The organism is Actinomadura sp. WMMA1423, assembly GCF_006547145.1.
Classification (GTDB): Bacteria; Actinomycetota; Actinomycetes; order Streptosporangiales; family Streptosporangiaceae; genus Spirillospora.
In genome coordinates, this window is record NZ_CP041244.1 from 730,253 (window position 1) to 750,316 (window position 20,064).

The 20,064-nt window shown below is 71.5% G+C and carries 34 protein-coding genes; 1 reads left to right on the forward strand and 33 read right to left on the reverse strand.

Annotated features, from left to right (window positions below; genetic code table 11):
* Positions 1-76: 76 nt before the first annotated feature.
* The 3 genes from FKD65_RS03805 to FKD65_RS03815 all read right to left on the reverse strand — a co-directional run bounded on the left by FKD65_RS03805 (position 77) and on the right by FKD65_RS03815 (position 1,474).
* On the reverse strand, positions 77-349 hold the full coding sequence (locus FKD65_RS03805) for a hypothetical protein (protein WP_141576168.1): 273 nt from the start codon (positions 347-349) through the stop codon (positions 77-79).
* Between the two features lie 100 nt (positions 350-449).
* Positions 450-806 carry a hypothetical protein gene (locus FKD65_RS03810; protein ID WP_141576169.1) on the reverse strand — a complete coding sequence of 119 codons (357 nt, stop codon included), beginning with the start codon at positions 804-806 and terminating at the stop codon, positions 450-452.
* A gap of 293 nt (positions 807-1,099) precedes the next feature.
* Positions 1,100-1,474 (reverse strand): hypothetical protein, encoded by a 375-nt coding sequence (locus tag FKD65_RS03815; RefSeq protein WP_141576170.1) that lies wholly within the window; start codon positions 1,472-1,474, stop codon positions 1,100-1,102.
* 234 nt (positions 1,475-1,708) lie between these two features.
* On the opposite strand from FKD65_RS03815, the gene FKD65_RS03820 reads away from it, so the two are divergent.
* The gene (locus FKD65_RS03820) at positions 1,709-1,942 is read left to right on the forward strand and encodes a hypothetical protein (RefSeq protein ID WP_141576171.1); all 234 of its coding nucleotides are present in this window, start codon (positions 1,709-1,711) and stop codon (positions 1,940-1,942) included.
* A gap of 1,158 nt (positions 1,943-3,100) precedes the next feature.
* Here the strand turns inward: FKD65_RS03820 and FKD65_RS03825 are convergent.
* The 30 genes from FKD65_RS03825 to FKD65_RS03970 all read right to left on the reverse strand — a co-directional run bounded on the left by FKD65_RS03825 (position 3,101) and on the right by FKD65_RS03970 (position 20,039).
* Complete coding sequence (locus tag FKD65_RS03825) at positions 3,101-3,817, reverse strand: hypothetical protein (RefSeq protein ID WP_141576172.1); 717 nt, start codon at positions 3,815-3,817, stop codon at positions 3,101-3,103.
* Positions 3,814-4,230, reverse strand: a complete 417-nt coding sequence (locus tag FKD65_RS03830) for a hypothetical protein (RefSeq protein ID WP_141576173.1) — start codon at positions 4,228-4,230, stop codon at positions 3,814-3,816. The genes FKD65_RS03825 and FKD65_RS03830 overlap by 4 nt, the downstream gene beginning before the upstream one ends.
* A 48-nt stretch (positions 4,231-4,278) precedes the next feature.
* Entirely contained in the window at positions 4,279-4,635 is a 357-nt protein-coding gene (locus FKD65_RS03835; RefSeq protein WP_141576174.1) for a hypothetical protein, read from the reverse strand.
* Positions 4,635-5,387, reverse strand: a complete 753-nt coding sequence (locus tag FKD65_RS03840) for a hypothetical protein (protein WP_141576175.1) — start codon at positions 5,385-5,387, stop codon at positions 4,635-4,637. Before FKD65_RS03840 ends, FKD65_RS03835 begins: the two co-directional genes overlap by 1 nt.
* Positions 5,384-5,686 (reverse strand): hypothetical protein, encoded by a 303-nt coding sequence (locus tag FKD65_RS03845; RefSeq protein WP_141576176.1) that lies wholly within the window; start codon positions 5,684-5,686, stop codon positions 5,384-5,386. The genes FKD65_RS03840 and FKD65_RS03845 overlap by 4 nt, the downstream gene beginning before the upstream one ends.
* A 104-nt stretch (positions 5,687-5,790) precedes the next feature.
* Positions 5,791-6,294 carry a helix-turn-helix domain-containing protein gene (locus FKD65_RS03850; RefSeq protein ID WP_141576177.1) on the reverse strand — a complete coding sequence of 168 codons (504 nt, stop codon included), beginning with the start codon at positions 6,292-6,294 and terminating at the stop codon, positions 5,791-5,793.
* 137 nt (positions 6,295-6,431) lie between these two features.
* Positions 6,432-6,680: a hypothetical protein gene (locus tag FKD65_RS03855; RefSeq protein ID WP_141576178.1), complete on the reverse strand. Its 249-nt coding sequence runs from the start codon at positions 6,678-6,680 to the stop codon at positions 6,432-6,434.
* A 49-nt stretch (positions 6,681-6,729) separates the two neighbouring features.
* Positions 6,730-7,401 carry a hypothetical protein gene (locus FKD65_RS03860; protein ID WP_141576179.1) on the reverse strand — a complete coding sequence of 224 codons (672 nt, stop codon included), beginning with the start codon at positions 7,399-7,401 and terminating at the stop codon, positions 6,730-6,732.
* Complete coding sequence (locus tag FKD65_RS03865; RefSeq protein ID WP_141576180.1) at positions 7,398-7,604, reverse strand: hypothetical protein; 207 nt, start codon at positions 7,602-7,604, stop codon at positions 7,398-7,400. Before FKD65_RS03865 ends, FKD65_RS03860 begins: the two co-directional genes overlap by 4 nt.
* Positions 7,604-8,152 carry a hypothetical protein gene (locus FKD65_RS03870; protein WP_141576181.1) on the reverse strand — a complete coding sequence of 183 codons (549 nt, stop codon included), beginning with the start codon at positions 8,150-8,152 and terminating at the stop codon, positions 7,604-7,606. Before FKD65_RS03870 ends, FKD65_RS03865 begins: the two co-directional genes overlap by 1 nt.
* Entirely contained in the window at positions 8,149-8,937 is a 789-nt protein-coding gene (locus tag FKD65_RS03875; protein ID WP_205718535.1) for a VWA domain-containing protein, read from the reverse strand. The genes FKD65_RS03870 and FKD65_RS03875 overlap by 4 nt, the downstream gene beginning before the upstream one ends.
* On the reverse strand, positions 8,934-9,395 hold the full coding sequence (locus tag FKD65_RS03880; RefSeq protein WP_141576182.1) for a helix-turn-helix domain-containing protein: 462 nt from the start codon (positions 9,393-9,395) through the stop codon (positions 8,934-8,936). The genes FKD65_RS03875 and FKD65_RS03880 overlap by 4 nt, the downstream gene beginning before the upstream one ends.
* Entirely contained in the window at positions 9,388-9,570 is a 183-nt protein-coding gene (locus FKD65_RS03885; protein ID WP_141576183.1) for a hypothetical protein, read from the reverse strand. The genes FKD65_RS03880 and FKD65_RS03885 overlap by 8 nt, the downstream gene beginning before the upstream one ends.
* Positions 9,567-10,088 carry a hypothetical protein gene (locus tag FKD65_RS03890; protein WP_141576184.1) on the reverse strand — a complete coding sequence of 174 codons (522 nt, stop codon included), beginning with the start codon at positions 10,086-10,088 and terminating at the stop codon, positions 9,567-9,569. The genes FKD65_RS03885 and FKD65_RS03890 overlap by 4 nt, the downstream gene beginning before the upstream one ends.
* Positions 10,085-10,327 (reverse strand): hypothetical protein, encoded by a 243-nt coding sequence (locus FKD65_RS03895; RefSeq protein ID WP_141576185.1) that lies wholly within the window; start codon positions 10,325-10,327, stop codon positions 10,085-10,087. Before FKD65_RS03895 ends, FKD65_RS03890 begins: the two co-directional genes overlap by 4 nt.
* Before the next feature lie 40 nt (positions 10,328-10,367).
* Positions 10,368-11,270, reverse strand: coding sequence for a histone-like nucleoid-structuring protein Lsr2 (locus FKD65_RS03900; protein WP_168220943.1), 903 nt, complete (start codon positions 11,268-11,270; stop codon positions 10,368-10,370).
* A 610-nt stretch (positions 11,271-11,880) separates the two neighbouring features.
* Positions 11,881-13,077, reverse strand: a complete 1,197-nt coding sequence (locus FKD65_RS03905) for a hypothetical protein (RefSeq protein ID WP_141576186.1) — start codon at positions 13,075-13,077, stop codon at positions 11,881-11,883.
* A gap of 167 nt (positions 13,078-13,244) precedes the next feature.
* Positions 13,245-13,928 (reverse strand): hypothetical protein, encoded by a 684-nt coding sequence (locus FKD65_RS03910; RefSeq protein ID WP_141576187.1) that lies wholly within the window; start codon positions 13,926-13,928, stop codon positions 13,245-13,247.
* Positions 13,925-14,302, reverse strand: a complete 378-nt coding sequence (locus FKD65_RS03915; protein WP_141576188.1) for a hypothetical protein — start codon at positions 14,300-14,302, stop codon at positions 13,925-13,927. Before FKD65_RS03915 ends, FKD65_RS03910 begins: the two co-directional genes overlap by 4 nt.
* Positions 14,302-14,631 carry a hypothetical protein gene (locus FKD65_RS03920; protein WP_141576189.1) on the reverse strand — a complete coding sequence of 110 codons (330 nt, stop codon included), beginning with the start codon at positions 14,629-14,631 and terminating at the stop codon, positions 14,302-14,304. Before FKD65_RS03920 ends, FKD65_RS03915 begins: the two co-directional genes overlap by 1 nt.
* Before the next feature lies 1 nt (position 14,632).
* Positions 14,633-15,214: a hypothetical protein gene (locus FKD65_RS03925; protein WP_205718536.1), complete on the reverse strand. Its 582-nt coding sequence runs from the start codon at positions 15,212-15,214 to the stop codon at positions 14,633-14,635.
* Between the two features lie 22 nt (positions 15,215-15,236).
* The gene (locus FKD65_RS03930) at positions 15,237-15,764 is read right to left on the reverse strand and encodes a hypothetical protein (protein WP_141576191.1); all 528 of its coding nucleotides are present in this window, start codon (positions 15,762-15,764) and stop codon (positions 15,237-15,239) included.
* Positions 15,761-16,303, reverse strand: coding sequence for a hypothetical protein (locus FKD65_RS03935; protein WP_141576192.1), 543 nt, complete (start codon positions 16,301-16,303; stop codon positions 15,761-15,763). Before FKD65_RS03935 ends, FKD65_RS03930 begins: the two co-directional genes overlap by 4 nt.
* Positions 16,303-16,680, reverse strand: a complete 378-nt coding sequence (locus tag FKD65_RS03940) for a hypothetical protein (protein ID WP_141576193.1) — start codon at positions 16,678-16,680, stop codon at positions 16,303-16,305. Before FKD65_RS03940 ends, FKD65_RS03935 begins: the two co-directional genes overlap by 1 nt.
* Entirely contained in the window at positions 16,680-17,120 is a 441-nt protein-coding gene (locus FKD65_RS03945; RefSeq protein ID WP_141576194.1) for a hypothetical protein, read from the reverse strand. The genes FKD65_RS03940 and FKD65_RS03945 overlap by 1 nt, the downstream gene beginning before the upstream one ends.
* Positions 17,120-17,392 carry a hypothetical protein gene (locus tag FKD65_RS03950; RefSeq protein WP_141576195.1) on the reverse strand — a complete coding sequence of 91 codons (273 nt, stop codon included), beginning with the start codon at positions 17,390-17,392 and terminating at the stop codon, positions 17,120-17,122. The genes FKD65_RS03945 and FKD65_RS03950 overlap by 1 nt, the downstream gene beginning before the upstream one ends.
* Positions 17,385-18,368, reverse strand: a complete 984-nt coding sequence (locus FKD65_RS03955; protein ID WP_141576196.1) for a recombinase RecT — start codon at positions 18,366-18,368, stop codon at positions 17,385-17,387. The genes FKD65_RS03950 and FKD65_RS03955 overlap by 8 nt, the downstream gene beginning before the upstream one ends.
* Positions 18,365-19,399, reverse strand: coding sequence for a YqaJ viral recombinase family protein (locus tag FKD65_RS03960; RefSeq protein WP_141576197.1), 1,035 nt, complete (start codon positions 19,397-19,399; stop codon positions 18,365-18,367). The genes FKD65_RS03955 and FKD65_RS03960 overlap by 4 nt, the downstream gene beginning before the upstream one ends.
* Entirely contained in the window at positions 19,396-19,614 is a 219-nt protein-coding gene (locus tag FKD65_RS03965) for a hypothetical protein (RefSeq protein ID WP_141576198.1), read from the reverse strand. The genes FKD65_RS03960 and FKD65_RS03965 overlap by 4 nt, the downstream gene beginning before the upstream one ends.
* Positions 19,611-20,039 (reverse strand): hypothetical protein, encoded by a 429-nt coding sequence (locus tag FKD65_RS03970; protein WP_141576199.1) that lies wholly within the window; start codon positions 20,037-20,039, stop codon positions 19,611-19,613. The genes FKD65_RS03965 and FKD65_RS03970 overlap by 4 nt, the downstream gene beginning before the upstream one ends.
* Positions 20,040-20,064: the final 25 nt, after the last annotated feature.

Genomic DNA, 20,064 nt, shown 5'->3' on the forward strand with positions numbered 1-20,064 from the left:
TCGGCGGTGCTCGCGGCGCCGTGATCGGATCCGGGGCTGCCAGCCCCATCCCCGCCCCGCCAGGTCCCTTCTCCGGTCACAGGTCGCCGCCCATCGCCGCCACCAGGCCGGCCACGGCGTCGGCGTCGGAGCGGGACCGGACCACCACGCGTGGCGTCATGCCGGGGCGCGGGACGGTCAGCACGATCTGCTGGTCGCCCTTCCCGATCTGTTCGGCGCGGGTCACGAGGTCGTGGACTTGGGGCAGGGGGAGGGTGGCGGTTGCGGTGGTCATTTCTCCGGTTGTGGTGATCACGGTGAGGGTGATCTGTCGGGTGTCGGTGGTGGGTTGGGGTGTGGCGTCGTTCATGCGTTGTGTCCCTTTTTGACGGTGGTGGGTTCTCATGGGGCGTACGGCTTTTATAGGCGTTTGTGTCCGTTTAAGTTCGTTCGTTCCTTCTGGCAGTCGGTTATGGCGCGGCCCCGTGGTCGTCCTCGTACGAGACCGGCTGCTCGTTGCTCATCAGCGCGTTCATTGCCGTTTCGTCGACGCCGCGTCGTTCGGCCCGGATGTGGTCGCGTGCGGCTTCGCGGGCGACGAGGGCTGTGATCCATTCGGTGAGGGCGAGCGCCCAGGAGCTTCGCGCCCGTTCGGTTTGGATGCCCTTGGGGTTGCGGCGACGGCGTGCGTCGTATGCGCGGCTGGCGGAGCGTTCGCTGGCGCGTGCTGCGGCGAGACGTCGGTCGGCGTCGTCGGCGGCGGCCTGGGCGGCGCGCAGCTCCGCGCTGAGGTCTCTGCTCACGGCGATCAGATCTCGCTTTTCCACATCGGCTTCGGCCCGCTTCGCCGCCTTCCAGTTCAGCCACCGGAGACAGAAGCGGGGTCTGGTGCAGTTGTTTGAAGAGGTGCAGTTGATCTCTTAGGTGCTTGTAAACGTCTGGGGGGGTACGGGGCCCACCCCCTTTAGGACCTAAGGGGGTACACAGCCCACCCCCTTTGAAGCGGTTAGGGGGTACAGGGCCCACCCCCTTAGTCCAAAGGGGGTATGGAGCCCACCCCCTTTGGACTGGCGGGCGCCCGGTTGTCCACAGGCCCGAGACGCCGGGTTGTCCACAGGGATCACGCGACCTCCTCGGCTGCCACGATCCGCGCGAACGCGGGCAGTTCGGGCAGCCGGAAGTCCATCGCGTGCCCCTTGGCCGCGTACACCGGATCGCCGTTCTTGTCCCGCTTCCACACCACGCGGACATCCAGCCCGCGCTCGGCGAGCCGCTGGAGGATCTTCTTGAGCCCCTGCGGGGACACCTTCGCTACCTGGCACAGCCGGTCGTACAAGTCGCAGTCGTCGTTCTTGAAACGGCGCATGTCCCGGGCCCGCTCGTCCAGGACACGGTCCGCGATCGTCAGGAGCACGGCGAACTCCTTGTCCGACAGCTCCGCGCCCGCAGGCGTACGACGCCACTCGATGACGTCGCCCACGAGCTTCCCGCTCAATCCGCAGCCCTCCCACCTCTCTCAGCGCCTGGCTAGCCGTCATATGAGGGCTGGACCTCCTGTCGCTACGACCTGCTGAGAGTCACGTTGCGTAGATTGAACATGACCAACTGTAGCGATCTCGGAGCATGATGTCAGGTCATGGCGTATGGTCATTCGGTGATGCTGTGATCGACGCCCCCGAAGCGAGGACATGCCGTGACTGCACTCCCTCTCCGTGCGAGCATGGCCACCGTGAGTGAGGGAGAGGACTCCGTGGAGACCAGGCTGAAGAAGGCCGTGCGCGGGTACCGGCGCGCCACCCAGGCGCGGATCGAGCTGCACGAAGCCATCAAGGCCGCCGCCGCCGGCGGCAAGACGCCGAAGCAGATCACGTTCCTGATCGACCACGAGTACGACGTCGCGCACGTCTCGCGGATCATCCACGGCAAGGTCGGCGGCAAGCGGAAGCCCCCCGCCAAGGACTGACCTGCTCGCGCGCCCTCCAGCGCGGCTCGTGCTGTCCGTCTCCCCCATCGATCCCCCGATCGTCGTTTTTCCTCATGTGGTCTGGTCTGTCGGCTAGGCCGGGGACGGTCAGCGGCGACCAGGCCTGGCTAGTCGTTCCGGCGCGGTCCGGCTTGCTGCGGTCCGGCTTGTCGTTCTGGCGAGGCCCGTGCAGGGCGCGGCTAGTCGGTTCAGGGGCGGGCACGAGACGGGATGGGTAGTCGGGATGGCAGGGCGAGGCTGGTTCTGGCAAGGCAAGTCGTTGCGGCATGGCGAGGACGGGCAGGGCCAGACAAGGCATGTCGGTGTGGCGAGGTGCGGCTGGGGTCGACGTGAGCTGTCGATCTGGTATGGCATGGCGAGGGCAGGCGAGGATCGGCAAGGCATGGCCTGGGTTGGCGAGTCGGCATGGGATGGCGAGGCCGGATTAGGTACGTCGACGCGGTCTGGCGAGGCCGGGCTAGGCCTGTCGGCAGCGGGCAGACGGGGAAAGCAGGAGAAGGGACATGTCGGACTGAAAGGACCAGGCATGGCGAGTCGGCAAGGGCAGGCTTGGTCGAGACTTGGCGAGAAATGGCGAGTCGTGGCTATGTGGCGAGGACGGGCGGGGCCAGGCAAGGCAAGTCGGCGCGGCGAGCAGGGGCGGGGCCTGACTTGTCGAACGGGCACGGCGAGGTAAGGCGTGAGTTGGCAAGTCGAAGCGGCCTGGCATAGCTCGACATGTCGCTGAGGCCGGGCGGGTGCGAGGCATGGCACGTCGGATGGGCACGGCATGGCACGGTCTGGCATGGCCCGTTCGGGGCCGGGCGAGAAGGGGCATGTCGGTGTGGCACGGCCCGGGTCGGCGGGGACAGGCGCCGGCGGGACGCGGCAAGGCTTGTCGCCGGAGGCGAGGGCGGGACGCGATGGGGGCGGGTGCACGTCATGACAAGTCGGCATGGCGAGGCGAGGGTTAGGCACGGACCGGCGAGGCGCGTCGGGCACGGTGCGGCGGGGTCCAAGCGTGGCGCGATTGGGGCTGTCGGCACGGCCGGGTCTGACCAGGGCGGGCGGGACTGGGCCTGTCGTGTTGGCTAGCCGCATCGTGGTTCGCGGCGTCGCGGGTAGGCCGCCCGGACTGTGCCGGGCGGCCCGGTCACGCTACTGCTTGTCGAACGCGAGGAGCTCGAACTTGCCGTCCGAGCGGCCCCGGTCCGCGCCGATCCCGATGTCCTCGCCGCGCTCCCAAATCCGGCCCCAGGCCTCCATCGGCAGGAAGTCGTCGTGGACCCGGACCGTGAACTCCAGAAGCGGCTGCTCCACGTACTCGACCCGGTTGATCGAGGAACGCGGCCCCTGCGGGGTCTTCACGTGCTTGATGCGCTCCTCGACCCCGTGCGGCTCCGTCACCCCGAGGTCGATGTACACCTCGGGGACGAACACCCTTTCGGCGAGGGTGGACATCAGCCCCTTCCGGAACCCCTTGGTGATCTTCGACTTGCCGGGGAAGTCCGTGCCCGGGTAGGCGGAGTTGGCCCACTCCTTCAGCGCGGCCTTCATGCACCGCCCCTCGTACCCCAGCGCCCCCGTGCCGGGGATGCGCTTGAAGCCGTTGACCGACACTTCCGCGTCCCCCGACTCCATCACCGCCTGCGCCAGCTCGTCCGCCGACGGCTGCCGGTCGGGGAACCGCTCCTTCAGCGTCGCGTCCGCCAGCTCCTGCAGGTCCCGGTCCCCCAGCTCCAGGCGGGTCTTCAGCCAGCCCTTGATCACGCTCGGGGACGAGGGGACCCCACCGACCAGCTTGTCGAGAACCTGCAGCCGCACCACGTACACCGCGACGTCCGACTTGGTCCCGAACACGTCCGTAGCACTCATCGTCCCGTCCCCTCCGAATGGACCGCCATCGCCGGCGCGGCGATCGCGTTCTGCGTCTTCACGCGCTCGGCTTCGAGTGCGCGCTTCAGAGACCCGTTCACGGTCTCCAAGTCCTTGATCTCGTTGCGGGCCGCCTCCAGGTCCGCCTCCACCGCAGAGCGGCCCTCGACCTCGCGGCGGACCTCGTCGAGCACGACGCCGGCGCGGCCGTAGGCGGCGAACGTGGCCTTCACCTCGGTCGCCTTCTGCACCGTCAGGTACAGGTCGAACACCTCGCGCGGGGTCTTGCCGCGCAGGCTCTTGCCGGTGATCGCCTCGATGTTCCGGCGCGCTTTCTCGTCGGTCTTCAGCAGCTCCACCACGGCGTCGAACTCCTCCGCCGAGTACTCCTGCGCCCTGCGTCGTCTCGCCATCCCGTCTCCTAACTCGTTGTCTCGCCTGGTGAGGTTCGTGTGCCGGGCTCACCCCGGCGCGGCCTGGTCCAGGTGCGCCCACTGAGGGCCGGTCGGGCACTCGATGTGCCGCGCGGCGCACCAGTGCAGCCCGGCGACGGTGACGCCGCCCTCCACGTACGCCAGCGCCGCCAACCCGCGGACCAGAGCGGCGAACGCCGCAGCCGGGCGGCCGTCCTTCGCCCCGTACAGCAGCACGTCACCGGCCGCCCCGGCGCGCATCAGCTCCACCACCCACGCGGCGTCGTTCGCGCGCTGCTCGGGGGTCCAGCCGCGGATCTCCTGCATGCGCTGCGGCACCGCCACCAGCAGGCCAGCGGCGAGGTTCTCGTCCAGGCCCTCGTGCCGGGCGCGCTCGTCCTGCATCACAGCCCCCGTTCCGCGCGGTACTGCGCCGCGAGCCGCTGCACCGTCCGGTAGCTGAGCCCCATACGCGCGGCAATCTCCTTCTGCACCAAGCCCTGCTCGTGCAGCTCGGTGAACCGGTCGAGCCGCCTCTTGGCCACATGCGCGGGCGTCTTCTGCGTACCGGCGTTGGCACGGAGTTCGATCCGCCACAACCAGGACGGCTCCTCGCCCTCGTGCCACAGAGCCAGGAAACGACGGCGGGCGGCGGTGAGCCGCTGCGCGAATGCGCTGTAGCTGATGCCAAGGGCATCGGCGGCGGCCTGGTGGGTGCCACGCGCAGCGAGAGCGTGCACGGCGGACCGCTCGACCGGGGTGAGCTGGGGCCAGATCTGCCACAGGGCCGCCTGGTCGACGATGCGGGCCTCGGGGCTGGGGGTGTGACGGATGACCGTTTCCCAGTAGATGGCGTACTTGGGCATCGGCCGGTAGTCCTTGGCGGTGCCGTGGTGGTGGAGCTCCTTCTGCAGGTTCCGGGCGATGGCGTTCTGCGCGGTGATGATCAGTTCGTTGGGGGTGGGGCGCTCGTCGGCGCTGTAGAGGTGTTCGGCGATCGCTGACCAGGCGATGGCGTAGCGGTCGCGGGGATCGGTGGTGATGCCGTAGAGACGCCGGGTGGAGAACGATGCGAGGCGTTCGAGGTCGGCGAGGTTGTAGCCGTGCCGCAACTCGTGGACGTCGCTGGAGGGTGGAGAGCAGGCGAGCTGGGTCATCCGGGCGTTCCTTCCGGGTGGGGCTGGCTGGTGCGGCGGTGTGCGGCGTCGCGGTCCTTCTGCTCCTGCACCGCCCGCTTCGCCGCCTCCTGCTCGCCGGGTGAGGCGCGGCGCTTACCGGACGCGACCGCGCGGGCGTCCACCGCCTGCCACGCCAGGCCGCCCTGCGCGGCGTAGGAGTCACGCCCGTAGGTCTCGAACGCCGGGCACGACGGGCGCCCGCAGTAGCACCGCGCCGGCGCGCACCGCCCCTCCGGTGGCTCGGGCAGGCCTCGCTCGGCCGACGGAGTGTGGTCCAAGCAACGGGGGCCCTGGATGAACAGGCGAGTCGGCGTTGCCCCGCAGGTGCGCTGCTCGGCGTCGGAGTAGTGGACGCATGGTTTGTCCCACCTGCCGATACCGCTCATCGGCGCCTCGCAGCGCTGGGGGTGCCGCCAGCCTCGACGAGCACGGTCACCGACGCCGAGATCTCCTCGACCGTGAGCAGCAGCCCGAGAGCGTCCGCATAGCCGTGGGCCTGGTCGAGCTGGATGCGGCGCTCCCCGTTCTCCCACATCGTCACGGCCGGGCGCGTCACCCCCACCGCTGCCGCGACCTGCGCGACCGGGAGCTCGCGGACGAGGCGGGTCGCGCGGAGCTGCCGCAGCACCGGCAGCCGCCTGTCGTCCTGGGCGCAGGCGGCGAGCGGCACCGGCACCCCGCTAGCGCCCGGCAGCAGCGCCAGCTCCAGCCCGAGCACCCCGGCGTAGCCGCAGGCACGTTCCAGCGACGGGCACCGGTCTCCTCGCTCCCAAGACGCCGGCACGCAAGCGGACAACCCGGCGCGTGCGGCGGCGGCGCGCACGCTCAGCCCGAGTGCGCGGCGACGTGCTCGCAGCGCCCGCACGATCGGCAGCGGCTCACCCACCGGTGCCTCCGCAGCCGGTGCAAGTGCCCTGGCCGTTCAACGCCACCACCCGACCAGCAGCTCGACAGCCAGTTCGGTGAGGTCGGCGAGCCACTCCCAGCGACGGCTCTTGTCCTTCTTCTTCCGCATTGCGTCTCCTAGAACAGGGCGTGCTGGACGACGGGGAGGCCCAGCTCGAAGGTGTCGATGGCCCAGCCGTCCGCGCGGGCCCGCAAGACCCACTCCTCGGCCATGGCCTGCGCGTTCCTGACCGCCTGCTCGAACCCGACGCCGTGGTTCTCACCTGCACAGACACAGCGGCAGGTCTTGTACTCGGCGTCATAGCAGGACTTCCCGCACGACCCCGCCACGGAGCCGCCGGCGCGGACGGTCAGGACCGCCGTCATCGGGCCCGGCCTCCGCGCTCCGTGCAGGAACGGCCCTTCGTGCGTGCCCTCACGAACGTCCTCCCGCCTGCTGGTCCGGGGGTTCGAAGCCGGGCTTGGAGGTGATGGCGTCGAGGAACTCGGTGACGGTGATGACTCCGTCGGGAGTGTCGACCTCGATCAGGTCAAGGGCGCGCCACAGCTCGACGTCGTGCTCGTCGGGGACGATTCCCTGCCGCAGGGTCTCGGCGCGGTGCTCGGAGATCACCCAGGCGAGGCGGAACACCGACGTCACCTGCCGGACCTTGCGCGCCGGGTTCGGCGGGGCCGGAACGGGCAGGGCTGGTTTCGGGCGGGCGGGCGCCGCCGCGTTGCCGGCGGCGTGTTTGGCCTCGGCGAGACGGCGGCTGAGGATGCGGCGGTACCCGATCGCGCGGCGCCGCCACTCCTGGTGCTCGCCCTGCGCAGCGAACCACTTGCCCTTGCCCGCAGCCCCCTCCACGTGGCATTCCTGCCGGTAGCTCTCCATGTCGGCGCGGCGCTCGGCGAGCTGGTCCTCCACGTCCCGGAACGCCGCCCCGAGCACGCCGTGAGTGCGGCGCGCCAACTGCGGCGACAGCAGCAGATCCCACATGGCGGGCTGCTCGGTGCGGTCGAGGTTGCTCACGATGAGCGTGCGGAACGCGTCGTCGGGCAGGCCGAGCAGGTTCTGCAGCTGCGCCCCCTCGTCTGTCACGGTCACGGTTTCCTCCTGTTGCGCCGCTTCTTCCTGCTGGCGGGCTTGGTCCAGCCGCGGCCCCGCAGGCGGCCGGGGCGCCGTCGGCGGGACTGGGCGGCCTCGCAGGCGCGGCAGCCGATCGTCGGGGCGGTATGCCCGCAGCGGGTCCGGCCCTCGGGCACCGACGGCGCGACCTGTGTGAGGACGGCGCTGCTCTTGCGGGCCATCACGCCCCCTGCTCTCGCGTGGGGGCCTGCGGTTCCGGCGTCTTCGGCGGGACCGACGGCGTTCCGGTATCGGTGGGCGGGGTACTCGGCCCGGACGGGCGCCCCGTTGGCGACGGAGACTGCGACGGGCTCGCCGACGATGGCGACGGTGACCGCGTGGGGGCCGTCTTCTTCGTGCGGGTCGGGCGGGGATGCACCACCGGCGCCGGACGCTTCACCTGCGGGGTGCGGGTCCGGGTCGGCGCGGGGGCGGCGGGCGGAGCGTCCAGGGTCCGCGTCGGCTCCTCGGACACCTCGGCCGCCGGCGGTCGGGCCGGTGGGTCGGCTCCGGCGGGCGCACCGGCGAGGTATCCGCCGGCCAGCGCGGCCGCGGCCGCGGCGGTGACCAGGCTCCAGAACGCGGCGCGGTGGGTGACGACCCACCGGCACGCGTCGTCGAGCGTCAGGCGCCAGCGGGGTGCGGGCGCGTGGTGGCCGTAGCGCGGCTCCGGCTCGTCGGGGACGGGCGGCAGCATCGCGGTGATGTCGTCCTGCTGCTGCTCGTTCACCGCAGGATGCCCTTCGCGCGCGCGGCGGCCAGCCAGGTCGGGTACTCGTCCATGAGCTGGTCGTAGAGCGCGGCGTCCGACAGCGCGGCCGGGTCGGTGCCGGCCTCGAAGAACCCGGCGTTGTCGACGGCGCGGCCGCGGAGCTTGTCGAGGGTGCGCAGGAACGCGAACTCGCGGGAGCCGGCTGGTCCGAACCCGACGAACTGCCAGAAGATCGGGAGGTGCGAGTAGTCGCGCAGCAGGTCCTTGACGGTGTTCTCGTTGTAGGTGGCGCCGTCGGTCTGGAACACCACGAACGCGGGTGTGGACGCCCCGGACTCCTGGTAGTGGTCGACGACGGTCCGCATCGCGGACGCGTAGTCGGTACCGCCCATCCGCCCGAGGCGGTCGTGCTCGGCCCCGATGCGGCCCTGGTAGTCGGTCAGGGAGATCTCGACGACCGGGAAGGACTGGCTGTCGAAGAAGACCAGGGGGACGACGCCGTCGTCGTCGAGGTTGGCGGACAGGCCGAGGGTCTGTTCGGCGAAGTACTGCATGTGGGAGATCTGGCCGCGCCGCTCCCGGTAGTAGGGGGCCATGGACCCGGAGCGGTCGAGGACCAGGTACACGGCGGAGCGCTGCCCGGTCAGGCCCCTCTTCTCCAGCGAGACACCGGCCTGCTTGTAGAGGGAGACGAGGGCCGGGGCGGTCTGCTGGACCTTCTCCAGCGAGATCGCGGCGCCCAAACCGGTCGGGGCAGGCGGCGGCGCGGCGGGGTCGGGCTGGTTGCGGCGGAACATGCTCATGGCTTCTCCATGGGGTTGGTGGGTGTGAGGGTGAGGCGGAGTCCGAGCGCGGCGGCCCACTGCTCCAGCCGTTGCGGGGTGGGCTGACGGAGGCCGAGCTCGTAGTTGTTGACCGTGCTCGTGCACACGCCGAGCCGCGCGGCGATCTCGCGGAGGGGGACACCGCGGTGCACGCGCGTCTTGACGAGCTGCTCGACGAGGGGATGCGGCGCCGTCAGCGGCGCTCCGCTCGACGTCGTGATCTCCAGGCCGCGGGGGCGGCGCGGGTGGTGCCTCACCAGCCCTCGGAGGGCCAGCGACCGGATGGCCTTGACCACGGTGCGAGTGCTGGCCCCGACACCCTCGCTGATCTGGACCACGGTGGGTGCGTGGCCGTGGACGGCCGCATGCTCGCGCAGGAACGCCAGGACGGTCTGGTCGCGCTTGGAGATCGGCTCGGTAGGCAGCAGGTCAGCCATGGGCCACCGCCTGCGGGTCGCGCCACGCGTCCTCCGGCTCCCCGTACAGGGCGTCCGCGTCGACCTGGAGGGCTTGGACCTCGCGGCGCATCCGCGTGACCCTGCGCCGCATCTCGGCCAGCTCGAAGGCGGCGCGCTCCGGCCGGGTGCGGGTGAGCCTGCGCAGGGCGATCACCGGGACGCCGCCTCGGCGAGCTCGTAGGTGGCGGTCTGCGTCACCACCGGCTTCGGCACGGCCGGATGGCAGACGATCCGGGCCCCGGCGACGGCGTGCATGAACGCGTCGAACCGGACGCCGTAGTGCCGGCGGTCCTGGGAACGAAACACCAGCCGCCGCCTCGTCCAGTCCGCGCCGGGTGAGCCGATGTGGACGAGCGTCCAGCCCTGCACTTCTGCGCGTTCCCCGCAGCTCCCCAGCGCCTCCAGCTCGTGCAGGACCTGCGCCTCGACCTTGACCGGCTCGTCGGCCTTCACCGGGTCGGGGCCGAGAACGATCGGGAGTCCGGCGGCCCGCAGCGCGTGGATCGCCTTGCCTGCGCGCAGCCAGCAGTACTCGCACGGGTCGGTGTCCTCGACGCGCTGGTGCATGTGCAGCGACTCGTTCGCATGCAGATGACGGGCGATGCGCTCCACGGCGTCCTGGTTGTGGACACCGGCGAGGCGCCGAGCGTGCTGCTCCTCCGAGCTGGTCATCGGTTCCTCCTAATGGGGGTCACGTTCGCGGGCAGTTCCTGCTGGGCCGGGCCCTTGCAGGTCGCGAAGTGCGGCATGAAGGTCTTCTCAAGGGGGTGCCGGGCGGCCGGGTCGGCCGAGGCCACGGACCGGGCGCGCCAGACACCGAGCGCGTCATTGAAGGCAAGGACGTTGCCGTCGGGGTGCGGTTCGGGGTCGAGGGGCTGGCGGGCGCCGGCCTCGGTCAACGCGAAGATCACGGGGCGGCCGCAGGCCCGGCATGCTGGCGCACGCCGATGCCTACGGGACATCGCCGCCTCCGTGGTCCCGCTCGTACCGCTCGACGATGTGGGCGGGGATGCGGCCGCGCTCGTTGACCTTGATGCCCTCCCTTGCCGCCCATGTGCGGATGGCGTGGGAGCGGGCGCGGCCCGAGGTGGTGCGGGCGGGGGTGCCCTTCAGCGCGGCGACCTTCGCCTGCGCTTCCTCCAGCTCGGCGCGGAGCTTCGCGGCGGCCTTCTCCGCGGTGGCGAGTTCCTGCGCGCGCTTCCCAGCGGCCTTTTGCTCGGCGAGCCACGGCTCGTACAGGCCCACCACGACACCGATCGCGGTCTGCGCCTTGAGGGCGGCGCGCTCGAGACGCTTGTCGCCGGATGCGCGGGCGGCGGCCAGGAGCTGCTCGACTCCGCCGGCGATCGTCTCGGCCGGGGTGGGCGTCGGCGCGGCCGGTGCAGAGTCTCGCTCGCTGGTGGGGCTGCCGCTGCGGGGTGGCGGGGAGGTAGTCGGGGTGTCTTCGGGGGTGTCGCTGTCGTCGACTTGCGCGGGAGTGTCGTCGTCGATGTGCACGGAGTCGTCGGCGGGGTCGATGCTCCAGCCCTTCTTGCCGTTGACCAGTGCCCGGACTGACATCTCCGACCAGCCGTGGTCGGCGGCGACCTGCGGGATGGGAGTGCCCGAGCGCAGGGTGTCCAGGACGGTCGGGGTGTCGCTGGACATGGCGGCCTCTCTGGTGGGACGGGTGGGTGCGGCCCGGCGGGCACGGACGAGGTCGGTGGCCGGGTCGATCACCAGGCCCGCGGCGGCGATGGCCGCGACGAGCTGCGGGCGGGGCAGACCGAACGCGTCGGCGGCCCACTGGACCGTCTTGCCGCCAGCCAGCGCCCGGCGCTGGCGGTCGGTGAGCTCGATGGTCTGGGCAGGCATGGTCACCGCTTTCCTTGGGTTGTCGGCGCCGGGGCCCGCCCGTGCAGGGCGGGTTCGGATTGGGCGGGACCCCGGCGGGTCGGGCCGGGCAGCCGCGTGACCACGCGGAGGCTGGCGGCTGCCCGGGTCTGGTGGTCGCCCGCCGAGCGGGTGGCGGGCGACCAGGTCAGGGCCCGCCCGGCCCCGGTGACGGCCGGGGTCGGGCGGGCAGCGGCGGCGGAGCGTCGCTCGGGCCGGATGGCCACCAACGCCGCCGGGGCGGAACGGTCAAACCCCCCAGTCCACCGTTCCGCCGTTCTGGCCCTCGGCGCCCGCGCGCACACAGCGCGGGCGCCGAGGGTGGCCCGTCCCCACCCCCCAGGAGGGACGGACCGGTGGCCTCGCCCCCGCCCCCCAGCAGGGGGCGAGGCCACGGCGCTGGAGGGGCCCGCGCCGCACGGGGTCAGGTCCGTGCGGGGGCGCGCGCTCCAGCGCGTCTTGGAAGTCGGGGCCCCGCCCACCGCGGGGACAACGGTGGGCGGGGTTGCCGAGGCGACCAGGGAGCCAGCCTCCTCGGCGTGCGCCGCCATGCCGGGCGCCTGGCCGGCGGCGCGGTTCGGGTTGCGGGAGGTCATGCGTCACTCCCGGCAGCGGCGGCCTCGTGGAGGTGTTTGGAGGCTCGCCAGAGTTCCTTGAGGATTTCCTTGGAGACGGCGCGCATGGCGCGGGCGTGTTTGTGGCCGTCGGATAGTGGGGTGCCAGGTTCGGCGGGCTTTCCGGACGGGCCGCAGCGCGGGCACGGGACCTGATGAACCGCGTCGGCGTACTTGGCCTTGGCGTGGTCGTAGATGACGCGGAACGGCGAGCAGACGCACCCGTCCAAGTGGGTGGCGTAGCCGAGTTCCTTATCGGCGACGCAGGGCTTGCGAAGGGTCTTGATGGTGGATTCGGCGACGAGGTAGGTGCGGGTTTTCGCGGTGGTGGACCAGTTGGCCCGTTTGCCTTTCTGCCGTTTGGGGGCCACCCCGACGCCTCGACTATGGGCATCGCCGCACGGCTGGTCGGGGTGGCCGGTCTTGCTCCCGCCCGCGTCGTACCCCTGGGTGTCGACGGTCGTATGGCGGGCGGGAAGAACGTGGTAGCCGCAGTACGCCCACAGCTCCGACACGGTCCGGGGCCTCGCGGGCTCGACCGTGTCGTCCTCGTGAACGAGTTCGGGCCGGATGTAGGGGTCACCGATCACGCCGAGGAGCCGGGCGACCTGCTTCTCCCCCAAGCCGCGCTGGGACTTCACCCATGGGCCGAGGGGGTGCTTGCGCATGAGGGCTTCGAGGGCCTTCACCGACCGCTTCTCGGCCGACTCGATCTCGGCCAGGACTTCGGCGACGCGTTGGACGTAGGGGTTCATGAGGTCGAGGCCGAGGCCCCGCATGATCCCGTCCTTGTCGGCTTCCTTCCGGGTGAGCTGCCCGAACCGGTTCCGGTTCGCCATCCGGACGGCTTCGAGGTCGTCGACGATGTCGGCGAGGAGGGACAGGAAGACGGGGTCGGCCTCGATCGCGGCGTGCGCGGCTTGGAGGACACCCCCAGACGGCGGTACCGAAATGGGCGGCGGTGGAACCTTGGCCGTCTGGGGGTGGTCGGCAACCGACGGCGGTGCTGCAGTGGGTGCCGAATGTGGGATGGCCGTCGGCTGGTCGTTCTCCCCGAGCGCCAGGCTGAGCTGGTCGCCGGGGACGTTGGTGGCCGAGACGCCTTCGGGCTGGGTGTCGGGTGGGTTTTGGTCTCGGCCGGTCTGGCTCCCCGCAGGCGCAACAGCGCTGGGCATCGACGGCCGTATGGCCTGTGGGGAAGTCTGGTCCCGCCCCGACGGAAGTGGTTTGGACTCCGCTACATCTTTGGTCGGGGCGGGAAGCTTGGACCCGGCCGACGCACGCCCTTGGGGTGTCGATACGGCAATGGTCGGCCGAGTGGTCTTTGGGGTGTCGGTGGCCATCAGGAACCCACCGCCTGCATCTGCACCTCAACCGGCAACTCACGCAACGTCTTCACGTCGTGATCCACCAGGAGCCCCGCAAGGCCACGGAAGTACCGGCCATGCGCCTTCAGGGACTCGGCCTGCTTGTCCCGCTCCGCCGCAAGGAAGTACAGGTCCTCATAGGTGCAGTCACCGAGCTTCTTATAGCCCGCCTGCACGGGGTACTCGGCGTCCAGATGCCGCTGCCAGCCGTCACGGATCTCCGCCCCCTTGCGGGACGAGACGACCCGCGGCTTCGCAGCCGCCAGCGTGGGCGTGGGAGAAGGCTGAGCGGCCGGGCTCCCCTGGCCGGAGGCCAAGGCCGGAGCGGGGGCCCCGGCGGGAGAGGACGGTCGGGGTGCCGCTGCCGGCGAAGTCGAGGGGACCGGAGCGGGGGGCGGGGCAGCAACCGGGGCCGGAGCGGGCCGAGGCGCAGGCTGCGACAGGTGCCCCATCGACTTGCCCGCCGCGCTCGGCCGCGCCTCATGCATCACCTGCCGCACGAACAGGCCCATCGTCTGCCCCACGGACTCGCGCAGATGCTCCTCCGGGATCCGCTCCGCAACCTTCTTCGCCAGCAGGCCAGGCGGCATCAGCGGCCACTGCTCGGCGACCTCACGCACAAGAGCGCGGAGGCTGAATTCGCTCTGCTCAGCGGTCATGGCTGGGATCCCTTCGTGCTCAGGTAGGTGGCGACTCTGCTGCGCTGGCCGGGGCACAGGTGGCGGGTACTGGCGGTGGTGATCACGCGCATCTCGCGGTCGGTGAGACCGTCGACCGGGCGCGGCACCACCTCGGCGTCGGGCGCCTGCTCGATCACCCCGCACAGGCCGACACCGGCCCGGATCAACAGCAGGTCGTCGGCAGCCCACAGCTCCGGCGCCTCGACGCGGGCACGGTCGAGGTAGGCGGCCGAGGCGTGCCGGGACACGGCGGTGGTGTTGAGCTGGGCCGCCTGGGTGCCGGTCTGCTGCGCCAAGAACAGGCCACCGGCGGCCGCCACGACCGCGGGGATGAGGAGGAGACGCCCGACCATCAGAGCCTCCGCAGCGTGCCGGTACGGTCGTCGACGAGCCGGTCGAGCTGCTTGGCGACGAGGTCGTGATGGTTGGCTCGCAGGTGGTCCGCCAGGTCGGCGACCTGGGCCAGGACTTCGCCGTAGCCGAGGACGGCCCGTTCCCGCTGCTCGTCGGCGATGACCTTGGCGGCGCGGGCCCGGCGCGCGTCGTCGAACGCGGCGTCCGCGCGCATCTGCTCCGCGGTGAGCTTGCGGTTCAGGACCCTCTGGTCGCACAGCAGGATCACGATGACTCCGGCTGCCACGACCAGCACGAACAGCAGTGGGATGGTCGCGCCGCCCGCCATGTCAGCGGCCCTCCGGGGTCCGCGCGGGGCCGGCGAGCGGCTGGGGGCCGGTGCCGTTGCCGGCGACAAGGACGCCGGGGCCGGCGTTCACGGCGGCCGGGGTGCCCTGGGAGGGGGTTCCGCCCGGCGGGGTGCTGTTCGCGGGGGCGGCGAGTTCGAGCGCGGCCGGCGCGTGCGTGCGCAGGACTCGCTCCAGGTCATGCGCGGCGAGTTCGGCGTCGCGCTGCGCCTGGGTGTGGCTGCCGGCGTCGCTGGTGGCGTCCTTCGCCGCCGTGTCGTACCGGCCGATCTCCTCGCGGAGGGAGGCGATCTCGCGTTCCTTGGCGGCGCGGAACTCCGCGATCTCCCGCTCCCGCTCGGCGATCATCTCCTCGCGGGCTGCGACCTGCCGGAGGTGCTCCTCGGCGTCCTGGCGGCGGGCCTGGGCCTGCTGGCCGTGATGGACGACGGCGTTGCGCTTGTCGGCCAGGAGCGCCGCCACGGCGGGCCCGGTCTCGGGCGACTGGAACATCGGCGCGGTCGGCGCCGGACTGTGCGCGGACGACTGCGGAGGGTGCTGGTTGTCGCGCGGGCGGTTCTTCACGATGTGCTCCAAGGGGTTTCGTCTAGTGGTCGCGGGTCAAGGGCGCGTGCGGGTCCGCGGGGAGGTGCCCGTGCCACGCCTGGGCGAGCCGCCGGATCATGTCCGCGCGGCAGTTCACGAGCCTCAGCGGGCCCCACTGGTTGCTGTGCTCGTCGACGAGCTGGATGTGGAGGACCCGGATGCGGTCGAGGCGCCTGGTTGCGGCGTCGAGGGCGGCCTCGGCGGGGTCGGGGCCGCATGCGGCGCGGGCGAGGATCGCGGTGAGCGCGCCGGAGTCGGTGGTGACGGCGATCGAGTTGAGGGCGTCGCGCAGGGTGGCGCCGTGCTCGCCGTCGAGATGGTCGATGACGTCGTCCAGCTCCTTCGCGGCGCGCTCGGCGACGTCGAGGAGATCGTCCAGGGCGGGCCGATCGACCGACTCCGGCAGGGTGTCGGGGAACGTCTCGGCGAGTCGCGCCGCGGCGCATTGCAGGCAGTCACCCGAGTTCGGGTGCCACGCGAGGTGGCGGGCGAGCCGGGCCCGCGTCTCCTGCACGGTTGGGGTCGTCATGACGTGCCCTCCTGAGCGGCGGGCTTCGCGCCTTTGCCGGGGCAGGCCTCCCCGTCGCGGCCGGCGTGGCTGCCGATCGTGCCGTCCCTGCGCAGGTTCCGCCGCAGGCGGCACTCCGGGCAGCGCCCGTACCGGGCCGCGCGGGGACGGGAGGCGATCTCGTCGGTCGACACCCACAGGTAGACGGTGGGCCGCAACCCCAGCCACTCCAGCGCTTCCGCTGCGAACGCGGCGTCCTCAGCGTGGCGCGGGTGGTAGCAGAACGCGGCCGGGTCCTCCCGGATCCGCGCGGCCTTGTTGTGCCAGCCGCGCTCAACCGCCTCGCGCAGCAGAGCGGGCGCCGGGCAGTCGTGCCGGTTCGCGAACTTGCGCACCCACGCCTCCGCCGCTGCGGACACGGCGTCATCAATGCCGTAGGTGGCGCCCGCTCCGGCGAGGGTGTGCTGCCCTACGAGGTCGTTGCCTCCGACAGCTTTGGCGTTGCGCTGCTGGGCGCGCTCGGTGAGGTGCTGCGCGTCGACCTGGGCCGTCCTCCCCATCACGCACCGTCCAGCGGCGCGTGGGGGTCGGCGGGCTCGAACCCGTACCAGGCCTCGGCGAGCAGCGCGGCGGCTTTCTCCAGCCCGGAGCGGTCGGCGCCGTGGCCGTTGGAGGCTTCCTCGACCAGCCGGGCGTGGACGTCCCGGATCCGGGCGGCGCGCTCACCCTCGACGGCCTTGAAGCGGTCGCGCCAGTTCAGGAGCTCCGCGACGGGCGAGGAGACCGACCCGGTGCTGTAGGGGGCCTCGTACTCGACGCGGGCGGGGTCGACCTCCTCGGTGAGGAAGCCGGCGAACCTCCGGCCCTCGGGCTCGTTCTTCATCGGCCCGTACGCGGCGACGTCCTCGGCGCCGTCGCTGACCCTCACGACCCACATCAGGCGTCACCGCCCTCGAGGGCCACGGTCCAGAGCAGGCGGGCGCCGATCGGGGCCTTGTGCTCCATCTGGATCTGGCCGCGCGTGATCTTCAGGTACGTCAGCGAGAACTCGGGCTGACGTCCCATCCCGGCGGCCTGGTCGGCGATGTCAGTGTGGATCGACCAGACGCCGTAGGTGTCCACCACGATGATCGAGCCGTGCTCGTCGTCACGGCGGTCCACGCGGATCTTCGCGGCCACCTGCGAGGTCCGGACCTCGGGCCGGTAGTCGCCAAGTCCCTCGTTGCAGGCGACCCAGGTGTATCGCTGCCCATCGCCGATCATGCTGCGGATCCGGTCGGCGACCGCGTTGAGGTTCTCCAGGGTGAGGAATCCGAACCAGTCCCGGCCGGACGCGATCCGGCGGACCTCGGCCGGCGTCTGCGTGTTCGTTGCCATCAGGCGGCCTTCTCTCTGCTGGTGTCCGCCTTGGAGGCAGCGGACCGGTAACCGGTCACGGTCTGGACGGCCGCCGCGTGGGCGCACTCGTCCGCGCCGCACGCGCAGGACCACACGCCGTCCGTCAGGACGACCTGGTAGGTGCCGCGGTAGCCGCGGACCAGCGCCCGCACCTCGTCCGGCCTCGTGCCGCCGGGCGGGGTGTCCGCGTGCATGATCCGGACGTTCTCGTCGCGGAGGTAGCTGAGCGCCTTGCTTCGGACGTCACTCATCGGTCCCGCCGCCCGTCTTCTCGGCGGCGGCCTGAGCGGCGGCCTCCGCGTCGGCGGCGGACGGGTCTCCCGTGGCCGGGTCGTCGCCGGGCTCGTCGGCGGTGTCGGAGACGACCTCCCCGTCGAACACGTTGTCCGGGACGATCTGGTCGGCGGCGTCCCGCATCTCGCCGGCCTCGTTCTCGCGCATCAGCAGCTCGCGGAGTTCCGGGGAGGACGGCACCCAGTCGGCGAGCCGCCGCACGCACGACTTGCGCCACATGGCGTCGAAGTGGGTGTGCCAGGTCGAGTTGAACTTGCCCCAGTCGGGGTGCTCGGCGTACTGCTGCGGGTTGCCGCGGCGGTTCTTCTCGGCGCGCTGGTAGTTCTTGGAGAACTCGTCGCGGATCTCCTCGGCCTCGGGCCTGGAGAGGAACACGACGCGGGACCGGCCCCCGCCCTTGATCGTCGCGAACGCGTAGGCGAGGAGGATGCGGCCACGGTCGGCGGCCAGGAGGTTGGGGCGGTGGTAGAACCGGCCGTCGTCGCCGACGGTGTACTCCCACTCGTCGGCCTCGTAGATGAACTCCGCGGTCACGGACGTGACCTGACCGGACCGGTACATCAGCTCGACCAGGCCCTGCCACTGCGCGATGAACGTGGCGGTGCGGCCGAAGGGGACGATCGCGGCCTGCTTGGTGCCGGGCTCCAGCCCGAGCCGCGCGGCCTCCAGCAGCGCGCCGAGGACGCTCGCGGGGTCGCAGTCGAGCAGGGCCGGGTTCTTGCGCATGCAGGTGAGGGCCATGCGCATGAACCGGTCGATGCCGACGTGCTTGGGCAGCGCGGCCGCGAACTCGCCCTGCATCTTGGTGAACATCTGCCGGGCGTCGGCCATCTTCCGGTCGACGGGGCTGACCTGCGTGCCCGGCTGCCCCTGGTCCTGTCCGCCGTTGCTCTGCTCGCGGCGCTGCCGGACACGGCTCTGAAGATCACTCATGTGGAGGGTCCCTTCGGGATGCGCAGGACGCGGGCGCGGTAGCGCCTGTATGTCTCGGGGTGGTCCTTGGCGAGCGCCCTGACGTCCAGGCCGGGCATCGGGCGCGTGTACTTTTCGGCCAGCTCAGGCTCGGCCTCACGGAACCGCTTGGCCGCGAAGTTGCCGTTCTGCTTCCAGGTCACCAGCGGCTGCTTCAGCTCGTTGGTGCCGATCTCTTTCTCGCCGAGCAGGTCCTTGAGCTGGTTCTCGACCTCGGCGAGATTGATCTCCAGCGCGCCGATCTGGTCCTTGAGGTGCTGCCGCCGCGCGGCGAGCGGCATCACGACGGCCTCGTCGACGACCTTCATGGAGTCCGCGGTGGTCTCCCACAGGTGTGCGAGCAGTTCGGTCGCGGCGTCGGACCCGTCGATCGGCGGGGCGAGCGCGTCGGGGTCGACCACCGTCTCCCAGAACTCGCCGGCGAGCGCGACGAGGTCGTCGAGGAAGGCCTCGTCGCGGTCGATGCGGAAGTGCCGGAACTTGTTCCCGCCGATGAGGACGGCGACGTGCGCGTGGTCCAGGCCGGTGACGGCCATCCCCCAGTGGGCCTGCAGCGCGGGCCCGTCGGGGACTTCCTCGGCCCATTCCTTGGCCTGGTACTCGGAGCGGTTCTTGCACTCCAGCAGGCACGGGGCGGCGCAGCCGGTGACGGCGCGGTCGAGGTTGACGGTCATCCAGTCGCGGTCGACGTGCGCGAGTGTCCCGATCGTCGCCACCGAGGTGCCGGTGACGCGGGCGAACTTGCCGGCGATCCAGTCCTCGAGCTCCGACCCGATCTCGGCGTACTCCTCCAGTTCGGGTGAGCGGGGCAGGTCGGGCAGCTCGCCGCGCTTGTCGAGCCACACCTGGCGGGGAGTGCGGTACTTGTCCATGCCGAGCATCGCGGCGACGTCGGAGCCGCCCATCTTGCGGACCGCGAGCCAGTCGTCTCGGTCGATCCCGTAGGGGGCAACGAGCACGGCGGTCGGCATCGCGAGCGTGGGGACCGTCATGCCGCCACCGCCAGACCGGCCGCCTCGTCAGTGGCGGCCTCGGGCTCGCTGTGGGGGGCGGGCTTGCGGGGGCGGGCGTGGCTGCCGTGCTGGAGCAGCCGGGCCGGGCGCGGCGTCGACCAGACACGGCCGTGCTTGCCGGTGTGCCCGACCCTCCAGGCCAGCGCGAGGACGTACAGGTAGGCGGCCACGATCGCGCCGAGCGTGAGGATCATGACAGCGCTCCGGCGGGCGAAGGGATCGGGGAAGGAGTCATCCGGTCCACGAGCGCCTGCACCCGGGCCCGGGACTTCGCGCCCAGCTCGCGGAGCGCCTTACGGCCCCGGCCGTTGCGGCGGTTCTTCCACCACCGCCACGTGTAGTACGCGGCGGCCAGCCCGTAGATGGCGGACCAGACCGGCGATACGTCGATCACGTTGGCGATGAACGCGAGCCAGAGGCCGAGGGCGTAGAACCCGTCCGCGATGTGCTCTCGCTCGGGAACCGAGCTGAAGAGAGTCGTGACCGTGAAGTAGCCGCCGCTAACGGCGAACCCGGTTCCGGTCCACCCGATCACGTCTGCGAGGGTCATCGCGCCCACCACCCGCAGTTCGCGCAGGCGCGGCCGACCTGCCGGGAGCGGCAGATCGAGCAGGTCCACTTCGGCCCGAAGAGGGCCACCACCA